Annotated in this window: 9 protein-coding genes; 3 read left to right on the forward strand and 6 right to left on the reverse strand. The window is 55.8% G+C overall.

Features of this window, described 5'->3' with window-relative positions; all coding sequences use genetic code 11:
- Positions 1–159: 159 nt before the first annotated feature.
- The 4 genes from gcvH to SV7mr_RS02790 form a co-directional block, all read right to left on the reverse strand.
- Positions 160–561: a glycine cleavage system protein GcvH gene (gene gcvH, locus SV7mr_RS02775; RefSeq protein ID WP_145269016.1), complete on the reverse strand. Its 402-nt coding sequence runs from the start codon at positions 559–561 to the stop codon at positions 160–162.
- A 66-nt stretch (positions 562–627) separates the two neighbouring features.
- Positions 628–1,761, reverse strand: a complete 1,134-nt coding sequence (gene gcvT / locus SV7mr_RS02780) for a glycine cleavage system aminomethyltransferase GcvT (RefSeq protein ID WP_145269018.1) — start codon at positions 1,759–1,761, stop codon at positions 628–630.
- A gap of 731 nt (positions 1,762–2,492) precedes the next feature.
- Positions 2,493–4,769: a ribonuclease R gene (gene rnr / locus SV7mr_RS02785; protein ID WP_145269020.1), complete on the reverse strand. Its 2,277-nt coding sequence runs from the start codon at positions 4,767–4,769 to the stop codon at positions 2,493–2,495.
- Positions 4,770–4,812: 43 nt separating this feature from the next.
- Entirely contained in the window at positions 4,813–6,240 is a 1,428-nt protein-coding gene (locus SV7mr_RS02790; protein WP_419188007.1) for an aldehyde dehydrogenase family protein, read from the reverse strand.
- 99 nt (positions 6,241–6,339) lie between these two features.
- Here SV7mr_RS02790 and arsS point away from each other — a divergent pair, with 99 nt between their 5' ends.
- Together arsS and SV7mr_RS02800 are read left to right on the forward strand one after the other, a co-directional pair.
- Positions 6,340–7,371 (forward strand): arsenosugar biosynthesis radical SAM (seleno)protein ArsS, encoded by a 1,032-nt coding sequence (arsS, locus tag SV7mr_RS02795; RefSeq protein WP_145269024.1) that lies wholly within the window; start codon positions 6,340–6,342, stop codon positions 7,369–7,371.
- Between the two features lie 73 nt (positions 7,372–7,444).
- Complete coding sequence (locus SV7mr_RS02800) at positions 7,445–8,599, forward strand: methyltransferase domain-containing protein (protein WP_145269026.1); 1,155 nt, start codon at positions 7,445–7,447, stop codon at positions 8,597–8,599.
- 199 nt (positions 8,600–8,798) lie between these two features.
- On the opposite strand, the gene SV7mr_RS02805 is transcribed toward SV7mr_RS02800, so the two are convergent.
- Together SV7mr_RS02805 and SV7mr_RS02810 are read right to left on the reverse strand one after the other, a co-directional pair.
- The gene (locus SV7mr_RS02805) at positions 8,799–10,295 is read right to left on the reverse strand and encodes an arylsulfatase (protein ID WP_419188008.1); all 1,497 of its coding nucleotides are present in this window, start codon (positions 10,293–10,295) and stop codon (positions 8,799–8,801) included.
- An 82-nt stretch (positions 10,296–10,377) separates the two neighbouring features.
- Positions 10,378–11,394: a DUF3500 domain-containing protein gene (locus tag SV7mr_RS02810; protein WP_419188009.1), complete on the reverse strand. Its 1,017-nt coding sequence runs from the start codon at positions 11,392–11,394 to the stop codon at positions 10,378–10,380.
- A 169-nt stretch (positions 11,395–11,563) separates the two neighbouring features.
- Between SV7mr_RS02810 and SV7mr_RS02815 the strand changes: the two genes are divergently transcribed.
- Positions 11,564–13,102, forward strand: coding sequence for a hypothetical protein (locus SV7mr_RS02815; protein WP_419188010.1), 1,539 nt, complete (start codon positions 11,564–11,566; stop codon positions 13,100–13,102).
- Positions 13,103–13,112 lie beyond the last annotated feature (10 nt).

Here is a 13,112-nt window from a genome sequence, read left to right on the forward strand (position 1 = left end):
TCCGCAAAAGCCATGTTGCGACCCTTTTAATCCATGCTGCCGGAGCACCAAGTGGCGGCGAGGCCTGGCAGCATCAATTCACATTCAAAGCATCAGGATCGCGATGCTTGATTTGACCGAGTGGCCAGAGGTTTGTGCGACACATTCGTCGACGCGAAATCAGCCTGACTCGGCACACTGTTTTTGGTAGGCGGCGTAATCCATCAATGATTCCAGCCCCGAAGCATCGGTGATTTTGATCTTCACGATCCAACCGAAATTAAAGGGGTCAGAGTTCAAGTTGTCCAGTTCATCGGGCAGGCCTTCGTGGACATCGGTGACTTCACCTGCAATCGGGCTGTACAGCGGGCTAACCGCTTTGACAGATTCGACTTCACCGAATTCGTCGCCAGCATCCAACGCTTTGCCAACTTCGGGAAGTTCCATGTAAACCAAGTCGTTGAGTTGCTCAATCGCGAAATCGGAGATCCCGATGGTGGCAACTTGCTGACCGTTTTCTTCCGCCACGTCGACCCATTCGTGAGTCTCGGCATACAGCAGTTTGGTTTTGTCGCGTGACACTTGTTCCGTCCTTAATCGTGGGATAAATGGGGAGTTGCTTATGAGTTGGTTTCGGTCACGACCCGCCTAGGCCGGTCGGCGGTAGAAAGGCAAAGAAGTACGCGTCGCGGCCGCCAATTTGCCGCGAATGTCGACCTCAAAGTGTTCGTTTTCAGCCACCGAGGTGTCCACCATGGCCATCGCGATCGGGCGGCCAAGAGTGGGTGAAGGGCCGCCGCTGGTGACATTGCCAACGACTTTGCCTTCACAGAGCACGGGGCTTTCTTCGCGTGCAGGACGTTTGCCATCCAAAAATAACCCGATGCGTTGTTGCTTGGGGCCGTTAGCCAGAGCCGCTTCAATGGCGTCGCGACCGATGAATTTGCGGTCGCCCAGCGAGCAGGCAAATTTTAGACCAGCGGTGATCGGGTTAATGGTTTCGTTCAGTTCATGCCCATACAGCGGCATGCCTGCTTCCATGCGAAGTGTGTCACGGGCGCCCAGGCCAGCGGGGACAAAGCCTGCGTCGCGACCGGCTAGCATGATGTTTTCCCAAACCCGTGTCGCCTCTTCGGCGCGGACGATCAGTTCCAGTCCATCTTCGCCTGTGTAGCCGGTGCGGCTGACAATGGCCGGTTTGGAGAACTGGTCGGTGATGGTCGCTCGATAGTACTTCAAGCGAGAGGGGTCAAACGAGAACAGGCGTTTGCAAACCTCCATCGCCAGCGGACCTTGCACTGCGATCATCGCGGTTAATTCCGTGCGATCGGAGAACGTCACATCGGGAAAGTCGTCTAGCTGTGGCGTGATCCAATCAATGATCTTTTGCCGGTTCGATGCGTTGACGACCAGCAGGTGGTAATGCGAGTCACTGGGGGTTTTCAGGTAAGAAACGAGCACATCGTCCAGGATGCCACCGTCTTCGTTGCAAACCATTCCATAGCGCACCGTGCCCACGGGCATGCCGGTCACTTTACGTGTCAGCAGTCGATCCAGGAGGGCTTCGCTGGAGGCACCGTCGAATCGCAAGCGGCCCATGTGTGAAACGTCAAACAGAGCGGCCGCGCTGCGGCAGGCTTGATGCTCTTTGACGATCGAGTCGTACTGAATCGGCATCTCGTAGCCAGCGAAGGGCACCATCTTTGCCCCCGCTTCGCGATGCCAGGCATCCAAAGGAGTTGTCGCTAAGTTTGCAGTAGAGGTTGATTCGCTGGCTGTCATGGCCCGAGCCTTAAGGGAGACGGCGGATGGGGATTGGTCGCGGTTTCGCATCACCTATCAAAGGAACCGACGGCCGGTCCCTTTGGTGTGCGAATGATCGCTGCACCCATCACCCTTCATTGCGTTCGCTGTGCTGAGATCCTAAACGGCCTTTTGATCCGGCCGGAAAAAGTCCGGCCAGGAAGCGTTGAGCCAGAAGTCTGGCAGGCAGTGAGGTCTCAGAGAGGTCCTTGGCAATCAGCCAAAGGACCGTCGTCACGCCCAGGCGGTAACCGGTCCGCACACCTCGATCACGCCATCAGGTTGGGTTTCAGCGCGATAGCTGTCACCAACACCCAGGGCGGATGGTTTGATGCACGGAGTTCGGCAAGCCAACGGCGAGCGATCACAGAGCGGGGCCAAAATGTCAACGATCAGTTGTGAAGCAGCGGCTTTGGGTTTCGCCCAACACGGCAACTTTGCCGCCTGGGATGACCTCGCGTCACTTCACGCAAAACAGTGTAGCGAATTGAGGCAAGTCTTCCAGGACCACGTGCCAGAATCTTTGCACCTCGACCGAGAAGCCCCACTAATCGGTGCCGGTGTGGTGACACGGCACATTAAGCGATCGGGATGCCCGTCCACCTGCAGAGGCGGGGATGGGCTTAGCCGTAGGGGTCGTCATCGGGCTGGTTGCCGCGGATTTCCCCGCGCCGTGGCGGTGTGAGCGCCAGGCATCTGTCGGGCAACTCTCAGCGGCCTTTGCGTTTGCCTTTTTGGCGTCGATCCTTTTTTCGCTTGGCTTTATACGCTGAGGGTCGTCCCGAGTTGTTCTGTCGGTCTGATTTGCCCTGTCGCCGATCGGTTGGCTTTCCTTTGCCGACCGAGTGATTCTTGATGACCTGCAAGAACAGTTGTCTTTGGACCAGGTCAACTTTAGCAATTTTGACGGTTAGCTGATCGCCCAGTCGATAGCGATTGTGGGCCTTGTGGCCGACCAGCATTTGACCGCGGCGTTCATAGCGATACTTGTCGCCCGTCAGTTGGTCGATGCCAACGTAACCGTCGATCGGCAGTTTGCTGCAGCGTGCCAGAAAGCCGTCGGCAAAGACTCGGCTGACCACCGCCGTCATCGTTTCGCCAAGATTCTTTTTCAAGAAGTGCAGCAGTTTCAGCATCGTCAACTCACGCTCAGCCTGAGCGGCGTTGCGTTCCTGGTCACTGCAGTGGTGTCCCAGTTTAATCAAGGTGCCCATCGAATCATCGGGAGTTGGCACTTCTTGGTGGATGCGATCGATCAGGCGATGCACCGTCAAGTCGGGGAAGCGACGGATCGGGCTGGTGAAGTGGCAGTAGTTGGCCTTGTCCAGCGCGTAGTGTCCTTCGGTCTGCGGGCCATAGACTGCTTTGCTCATGCTTCTGAGTACGGCGTAGTTGACCGCATCCTCAAGCGATGTCTTGGCAACCCGATCAAGAACCGCTTGAATTTCAAATCGGCTTTCGATCGTGTCGATGCCCAGTCCCAGGTCGCGAACAAACATCGACAGTTGTCGCAGTTTGCGGCGTTCAGGCGAGGGGTGGATCCGCCTGAGGAATCGCAGGCCACGATCATCTAAAAACGTTGCCACTGCTTCGTTGGCGGACAGCATGAATTCTTCGATGATTTGGTGGCTTTCTGTGTTGACGGTTTTGTGTGCGCCTTTGACTTTACCATTGCGATCCAGATCAAGCTTGATGTCTGGCATGTCCATCGAGATGGCTCCACGGCGAAAACGCCGCTGACGAATCGTCATTGCCAGATCATGCATTTGGCTGACTAAGTCACAGGCTTCATGGCCCCATTTTTCGATGAAGTTTTCAGGGTGCTCTAGGAACTGGTCAACAGCAGCGTAGTGCAACCGCAAGTCGCTGCGGATCACGGCGTTGTAGACTTCTGTGCTCAGGACAACGCCAGCTTGATCGAATTCGATCTCCACTGTTTTTGTCAGGCGAACTTTGTCAGGTTGCAGGCTGGCCAAGTGATTGCTGATGATCTCCGGCACCATGGGGATCACGCGATCTGGTAAATAAACACTGGTCGCCCGCCGCATGGCTTCTTGGTCCAGTTGGCCACCGGGGTGAATGAAATGCCCAACATCCGCGATATGCACCCACAGCCGCCAGCGTCCTTGCTCTTCTTTGGCTAACGAGATCGCGTCGTCAAAGTCCCGGGCGTCAAAGGGGTCGATCGTAAGCGTGTACAGATCGGTAAGGTCTTTGCGGTTCTCCTTGGGATCGCTGGCTTCGAATTCGTCGGCGCGCTGACGTGCCTCGGCAATCACTTCTTCGGGGAACTCATCGGGCAACCCATACTGGCGCATGATGGTGAGGGTATCGATGCCAGGGTTGCGATTGCTGCCCAAGCGTTCCAGGAGGACCGCTTCGCCCTCCTGGCGTTCATCGGGAAAGGACACGACTTCGACAAAGACTTTGTCGTTCGGTTCCAGTGGCAGTCCACGCACGTCGCCGATAAAGACGGGCTCTTCGTGAGGTGTGCCATCAAGATAAACCGCCGCACGTTGATTCACCATCTGGAACGTGCCGGTGAATTGTCGTCTGGCACGCTGCAAGATTTCCACGACAGCGCCTTCATTGCCACCGCGTCGTGATGGTCGAACTTTGACTTCGACCTGGTCAGCTTCCAAGGCTCCGCCAGTTTGGCCGGGCGGAATGAAGATGTCTTCGCTGACCGCTCCATCGCCACTGTCGCCGGGGCGAACGAAACCGAACTGGCCGCCGGCGGCCATTCGGAAGACTCCGCGCACGCGATCTTGAGGGCCGCCGATGGCTCCGGTGCTGATGACTAAGTGGTTGCCGCCGTATAGCAGACGCCCTTCCAGAACCAATTGCTTAATCGTGCGCCGCAGTTCCCGATAGTCATCGGGTTCTAGCTGCAGCATGGCGGCGATTTGTTTGGGTTTACTGGGGCGATACTCGGGGGAGACCACCAGCCGCATGACCCGATCGGCTAATTCTTGAGAGATTTTCATGCCCCAAGAATACGGGGGCTCGCGCGAACCGGCAAACACAAATTCAAGGTTTCACCGTCACCCACTTCCAGGTCGTGTAGTCGTCGATGGCCGTTTCGACGCCCTCGCGGCCAAACCCCGTTGGTGGTTCGCCTCCAAAGGGAACCATCGGGTCTTGCTGGATGGTCATCTGATTGACGTGAACCATGCCCGTTTCCAATTGGTCCGTCAGCGCGAAGACCTGTTGCAGATTGGATCCGAACACGGCAGCAACCAGCATTCCGGGCCCCGCGTTGGCAAGCTGCAGCGCGTGCTCAGAGTCGTCCGCCGTCTGCAGGCTGACAATGGGTGCAAAGACTTCTGCTTGTGCGATGCGCATCGATGCGTTGACTTGGCTTAAGATCGTTGGGTGCAATCGATTGCCAGTCCACCGGTTGCCGCATTCGACCGTCGCCCCGTTTGCCATGGCATCGTCAATGGCTTGTTGCGCGCTTGCTTTGGATGCCTGGTTGATCAGTGGGCCAATGACGGTGCTGGGATCGGTCAGCGGACCGTAGGGCAGGGCGTTGGCTTTGGCCACAAGCTTGTCACGGAACTCTACCGCCACGGCTTGGTGCACAATGATCCGACTGGTTGCAAGGCAGATTTGTCCTTGGTACAGAAAGCTTCCCAAAGCAGCCGCGTGAACCGCTGCATCTAGATCAGCATCGGCCAGGACGATCAAAGCATTGCTGCCACCGAGTTCCAGGGTCAGGCGTTTGCCATGCTGTCCGCAAACCGCTTGAATGTGTTTGCCAACGGCGGCTGAACCTGTGAAGCTGACCATGCGCACGCCGGGGTGCGAGGTCAACGCATCACCGATCTGTTTCCCGTCTCCGTGGATCATGTTCAACGCGCCCTCAGGGAGCCCCGCTGCTGAATAGATTTCTGCCAAGGCGTTGGCCAAGACTGGAGTCTGTTGCGAAGGCAGCCATACAAACGGATTGCCAGTGGCCAGCGCCACGCTGCTATGCTTGACGCCTTTGATCAAGGGGACATTAAAGGGAGTGATCCCAGCAACAACGCCCAATGGCTGGCGTTTGGCAAAGCTGAGCCGTCCGGTTTGGTCGTCTGGGTAGGTGCGACCTGTCATTCGACGTGGCAGCGACGCGTGCGCTTTTAAAATCCCGATGGAGATTGCGATCTCTAACTTGGCTTTGCTAATGGGGGAGCCGATTTCATCGATCAGGATTTCGGTTATCGCATCGCTGCGCTGTTGAATCAATTTCGCGGCGTTTAGCAAAATCGATTCACGTTGATCGGGTGAGGTTTGCCGAAAGCTTTCTACAGCGTCCTGGGCAGCTGCCACGGCGGCTTCGACCTCGCAGGTGGATGCGGCACAGGCTTTCGCATAAGGTTCATTGTCCTCAGGACGCTGGGTGGACGCGGTTGCGTTGTCTGCTGACTTGACGGCTTGTCCAGCGATCCAGTGCTGAATGTGATGTAAAGGCACGTGAGTCTCGATACGATAAGGGTGGCTGGCGGGACAGCGTCTGAAATGAGCATCCTTACGGATAGAATCCGCATTCATTCAAAATAACGGACAGTAAACTTGACCGATAGAACGCTTTTGCCGGTATTGGATGCCGCTTTACCAACCGGTGTGGTGCGCCCCTTTGCCGATGGCTTGGCTGCACACTCCATTGAATTGACGCGTCATGCGGTGACCGAGTTGCAGATCAATTTGGGCAAGCTTTGCAACCAAACGTGCACGCACTGTCATGTTGAAGCCGGCCCAACCAAGACGCGGGAGAACATGTCCGCCAAGACTGCTGAGCGGATTGTTGAATTAGCGTCTCGGGCAAACGATTTGAGCCTCGTCGATCTGACCGGTGGTGCCCCGGAAATGAATCCACACTTTCGCGGCTTGGTGGAGACGTTTCGTCGCCAAGGTTTGCGAGTCATCGATCGTTGTAACTTAACGATTCTACAGGAGCCCCGTTACGAGTGGGTGGCTCCTTTTTTGGCCGACCAACACGTTGATGTCGTGGCCTCGTTGCCTTGTTATTTGGAAGACAACGTTGATTCGCAACGCGGTGATGGCGTGTTCCAAAAGAGTCTTGCCGGTCTGCGACAGCTCAATGAACTGGGTTATGGTCAGGGGGGATCGAAGCTGACGCTGGATTTGGTCTTCAATCCGACGGGGCCTTCGTTGCCGCCCGACCAAGAGAAGCTCCAGGCGGACTATCAGCATCATTTGTGGGAACACTATGGCATTCGTTTCAATCGCTTGCTGACGATCACGAACCTGCCCATCAAACGCTATGCCACGTTCTTGGCCAAGCGAGGTCGACTCCCTGAGTACATGAACTTGCTGGAAAGTAATTTCAATCCCGCCGCAGCCCGATCGGTGATGTGTCGAAGTTTAGTTTCGATTGCCTGGAATGGCGAAATCTATGACTGTGATTTCAATCAGATGATTGAGTTGCATCCACCGCAATTGCCAGCTCAGGATTCCCAGGCAGTCACGGTATGGGACATCCAGAGCCTGGACGCATTTGCCAACCGTCCGATTTCGGTGGCGGACCACTGTTATGGCTGCACCGCCGGTGCCGGCAGCAGTTGTGGTGGAGCGTTGACCTGACGCAGGAGCCATATGGGTGACCATGCACCAGGCTTGATGAACGTTCGCGTCCCTTTTCTCTTTGAACGAATTTATGAATGCTGTTCCCAAACCATCGTCTAAGCTCAATCCTGAAACGGCTGTTCGAGAGCGTTACTCGGATGCCGCCGCCCAGCGCGAACCCGAGTTGTGCTGCCCAGTCGATTATGACCCACAGTATCTAAAGGTCATTCCCCAGGAGGTCATCGACCGCGACTATGGGTGTGGTGATCCATCCAAGTCGGTTCGCGCCGGGGAAACCGTTCTGGACCTTGGCTGTGGCGGTGGCAAAATCTGTTTCATCGCTGCTCAAGTTGTCGGTCCCCAGGGCAGTGTGATTGGCGTGGACATGAATGATGAGATGCTGGATTTGGCACGCCGAAGCCAGGCTGAAGTCAGCAAGCAAATTGGCTTTGACAACCTGCGTTTTGTGAAGGGCAGGATTCAGGATCTGCAAGTGGATCGCGATCGCCTGGATCTGTACTTGCAGCAGTCGCCAATCGATAGCGAAGAAGCCCTGCAGCGGTACGAGCGTTTTGTCGCCGACATGCGCCAGCAGACGCCGCTAATCGCTTCGAATTCAATTGACGTTGTCGTCAGTAACTGTGTTTTGAACCTGGTTGATGCGGATGAAAAGCAGCAGTTGTTTCGCGAGATCTTTCGTGTCCTCAAACCCGGCGGCAGAGCCGTGATCAGCGATATTGTCAGTGATGAGCACGTTCCACCGGCAATGCAGAATGATGGTTATCTGTGGAGCGGTTGCATCAGTGGCGCTTTCCAAGAGAAAGTCTTCCTTGATGCCTTTGTTGAAGCAGGTTTCCAAGGTGTCGAGATGCCTGTGTATCAGCCCCTGCCGTGGCAGGTCGTTGAAGGCATCGAGTTTCGGTCTGCGACGGTGATCGCCTACAAATTTCCTGACGAAGCGTGTTGGGAACACTTCGATGCCGTGATGTATCGTGGGCCCTATAGCAGTGTTCGCGACGACGATGGACATGAATTTAGACGCGGCGTGCGCACTGCCGTGTGCCGAAAGACTTTCAACAAGATCAGCAGCCCGCCTTATGCGCAGGACTTCGTGACTCATTCGCCTGCCGAGCCCGTTCATCCCGAAGATGCGAAGCCGTTTGCCTGCACAGGTGCCCAGGCTCAGCGGCATCCACGTGTGACCAAGGGCGGTGAAGTCGGCTGCACGGGTCAGGATTGCTGTTGAGAGGAACGCCTGTCACGCTTCGCACCAATGCCCAACAAGCTGTAGGGTGCTGTGCTTGCACGCACCAATCCCCAAAACAACCCACGCAACTAGCTTGCCGTGCAAGCACGCAGTCTACGAACCATTCCGTTCTGCAAATGCGGGGTTTGCGGACAGAGCAGTTGCCAAGGCAAGCAGAACGGTGATCAAGCGAGATGCACTATTTCTTGGTTTGACGGTCTCGCTGGTGGCGTTTTTGATCAGGGTCGCTGTAGGTGCCGGGTTGAACAGGCTGGTGCGCCTCCTGGGCGATGGCTTGCATTTTGACCAGCAGTTGAGGCTGTTGTTCGGCAAGGTTGTCGCGTTCCGACGGATCAGCGGACAAGTCATACAGTTCCCATTTGGAGTTCGTCTTGGGCTGAATGCCTTTCATGTTCCCGATCCGTACAGCGACTTGGTTGCGGAATTCCCAGTACAAGTAATCATGCAGCCTTTGCTGACGACCTGCTGCGCGTTCACCAAGCAGAGTGGGCACGATCGAAATCCCGTCGATATCCTGGGGGCTTTCGACGCCAGCAATTTCAACGATGGTCGGCAGCAAGTCGGGGTGATAGAACGTCAAGTCGCTGACGGTGCCAGGTTCGATCTTTCCTGGCCAGCGTACCATCGAAGGGATCTTTAAACCGCCATCGTACAGCGATCCCTTGCCGGCTCGGAATTCAACGCCGTTTTTGGGGTTCACGTTTGGACCAAAGAAGCCACGTGGATGTTGTTTGCTTTTGAAGCGATCTTGGCCACCGTTGTCACCGGCGAAGAAGACGATGGTGTTGTCTTCCAGGTTTAACTCTTTGAGCAACGCAACCACTTCGCCAACATTGCGATCGACCATGGAGACCATAGCTGCGTAGTTTTTCGCATCCTGGCCTAGTTTAGGGTCTTTGATCCATGGTTCGTCACGATAGAGTTCCCAAGCTGGATCATCAGCGGGAATGTCGTATCGACCATGTGGAGGTGTGATGGGTAAGTAGCAGAAGAAAGGTTGCTCTTGATGGTTGCGAATGAACTCTAACGCTCGATCCATGATCTGATAGTGCGAATAGGTTTCGCCGTCGCGTTTGCCGTGGTTGCCAGCCAGGGGCACTTCTTCACTGTTTTCGATCAAGTACGCGGGATAAAAGCCATGTGCGTGGACTTGATCGTAATAGCCAAAAAAGGTGTCAAAGCCATGTTTCTCCGGCACTCCGGTTGAATCGCGGCCACCGCATCCCCATTTGCCGAATCCGCCCGTGGCGTAGCCAGCAGGCTTCAACAGCGAGGCGATGGTTTTCTCTTCGGCTCGCAGCGGTGTTCCACCACCATTGGCGCGCACGGATGCGTGACTAGCATGTTTGCCAGTCATCAGATTGCACCTTAACGGAGCGCAAACCGGTGCGCCTGCCAAGGCATTGGTGAATCGCAGGCCTTCGGCGGCAAAGCGATCGATGTTGGGTGTTTTGATGTAAGGATTGCCCATCAAAGAAAGTTCGTAATAGGCCAATTCGTCTGACATGATGTAGACGATGTTCGGCGGTTGTTCTGCGTCCGCAGCGTGGTGGTTGAAAAGGCCAGCCAGGCAGGCAGTGAAGGTCAGCAGCAAAGCAGTGATGTGGGGAGCGAGACGCATGTTGAACGTTGGGCGGTCGTTGTGAGGGAGGTCGCGAATTGAAAAGCGAGCCATGGGATAAGACGAACCAAGCCAGTGCAGGGGACTGCACTGGCTTGGTCGGTAACGGTTGTTCTGGCAAATGCCTCGGTCACACTTAGGCGTTCAGTTTGACGCTTGGATCGTCGGCGACGTTGACCCAAACGTGCACGTGAGGCTTGCCGCGGTAGTGCCAGACAAACGAGGGGCCTTCGAGACGCCAGTTGTCCCAAACGCCGTCCTTGCCCATGTCACTGTCACCGTAGAAGGCCAGGCTGCAGGCATCGAGTCCGCCTTGTGTTTTCAGGCAAGACATCACATCGGCTTGATCGCTGGTGCGGTACATCTCGACAAGCAGGCCGAGCGTCTTTTGCATCTCTTCTTTTTGATCCGCAGACATGTCAGCGACAGACAATCCGGGGATTGCGTTCTGGCCACGGAAAGAGACGGATTGTTCACGTGGAGTGCGGGCGACCAAGGCTTGTTTTTGTTGCTTGCCGTCTAGCATCTTGTACACGTTGTTGGCAGCAACGGCTTGGTGCCAGAACACGTTGTCGGTGTGCTTGTGGCCTTCGTTGAATTCCGGAGCGTGACCATAGAACAGCGGACCACCGAAGGCGACGTTATCGGTCGTGTTGCCATCGCAACGCAACGTCATGTGGCGTCCCGTGAGAACCATTTCAAATTTGCCATCGCCAGGCTTGCCAAAGATCGCCAACGACTGCTCGTTGCCAAAACCACCGGCATCATCGTCCAGTTGCTGGTAGTAGCGATCGTGCCAATCGGGATGAATGATGGATTCGAAGATCGATGTGATCAGGTCACGCTGATCGTCATTGTAAAACTTGCCGTTGATCTCGAAGGGAGTCACGTTCCAGTTGTTCTGGACACGGGTGCGGAGGAGTCCCCGTTTAGGATCGGCATGATCCCAGGCAAAACAAACCTTCGACTTTTGGTCTTCTGACAGTGTGCCATACAGCTTGCTGACAAGTGTTTCCGCTGTGGGTGCAGCCGCATCTTTAGCGCTGGCAACCGACCCCAGTCCGGTCAGCGATGTCGCAGCGACGCCCGTTGCCGCAGCAGCCGACGCTGTTTTTAGGAAATGACGACGATTGGGGTTGTTCATTTCGGTCATGTGTTTGCCTACCGTGGATGGGGAATGAGTGATTTCTATTCAATGAAAATGTTTGGCCGGAGCTTCCTGACGCAAACCACTGCACTCAGGAAGCTGTTAACGTAAACGCGATCAGAACGTCAGTTTAATCGATTTTTACTCCGCAAGTCGCGATTGAAGAGGCAATTCGATGTTGAAACACCATGAATCCCGCTCCCGCATCAAATGTCCAACCGCTCGGTTGCCAGTCGCAGCGGTGACCCCGCTGAAGGCGGTCAGGCGTTCGGTTTTCAGTCTGGTTTCTCTCGCGATTTTGGCGGTGCTCTCGGTGGCGATGACCGCTGGCCAAGTCGCGGCGCAGCAGCCATCTTCAAAGGCACAGCCCACCAGTCAAACCCCGGAATCTGGCGAAAGTATTGCCACCGAGATCCGGATTGCCACATTTGACTTGGATGCCACACCACCGGTCGGTGCTCCGCTGGCCTATGATCCTGTGCGAAGACACGGTGAAATTGGCTTGCGTTGCAAGGGGTTGGTCATTCAGGGGGCCGGTCAGCCGATTGTCTTGTGCGCCATGGATTGGATCGGAATCTCTAACGAAGCTCATGATGCGTTCCGAAACGTCCTGGCCGAGGCGGCTGGCACCGATCCTGGGCGAGTCGCATTGCACTGCTTGCATCAGCATGATGCGCCGCGATGTGACTTCACCGCCGAAGCGATCTTGAACCACGTCGGTTCGGCCAGCCTGGGCCCATTCGACAATTCCTATGCACGCCAGTTTTTGGGTTCCTTGGAACAGGCCGTTCGGCAAGCCGCTGGCTCGGCAACGAAAGTGACTCACATCGGTTTCGGAACCGCAGAAGTCCAGCAAGTCGCCAGTAATCGCCGGTTGCTGGACGACAACGGCAAAGTCTACGCAACTCGCTACACCACTTGCCGAGACCCCAAACTACGAGCCGTTCCAGAGGGCACCATTGACCCCGATTTGAACGCCGTTGTCTTTTACGCTGGCGACAAGCCGGTGGCGAGCCTGACGTACTATGCCTGTCACCCACAAAGCTATTATCGCACCGGAGTCCCCAGCCCTGACTTTCCTGGCCTGGCCAGAATCATTCGCGGTGAAGATGCACCGGAGACCTTTCACATGCACTTCAATGGTGCGGGTGGAAACATTGGTGCGGGAAAGTACAACGACGGCAACAAGGCGAATCGTTTGGTCTTGGCGGGGCGACTGGCCTCTGCAATGCAACAGGCAGTGGAATCTGCAAAGCCGATGCCGCTGCCTGCAGACGCGGTGAACTTGCAATCTGTCGCCGTGGCGCTGCCTGCTGCTGAACACTTGAACAAGGACGCCTTGTTGGAATTGTTGTCCGATCCAACTCCCGCCGTTGTCGCAAACACTCCTGCAGACCTCGCTTGGTTAAAACGCTGTCAGGAAGAACACAAGATCGATGTCAGCTGTTTGCAGCTCGGAGACATTCGGATCCTGCATTTGCCTGGTGAGCTCTTTGTGGAGTTTCAACTGGCCGCCAAAGCGATGCGTCCAGACCTGAACGTCACCCTGGCTGCGTACGGGGATTATGGTCCGGGATATATTGGGACAGAGATTGCTTACTCCCAGGGCGGTTACGAGACCAGTGCACGTGCCTCACGCGTCTCGCCTAAAAGTGAAGCCATCTTGATCGGTGCGATTGAGACACTGTTGGATGTCAAGGCACCAGAAAAGTAAGCCTGCAAAT

Source organism: Stieleria bergensis (assembly GCA_007745635.1).
GTDB classification, from domain to species: Bacteria; Planctomycetota; Planctomycetia; order Pirellulales; family Pirellulaceae; genus Stieleria; species Stieleria bergensis.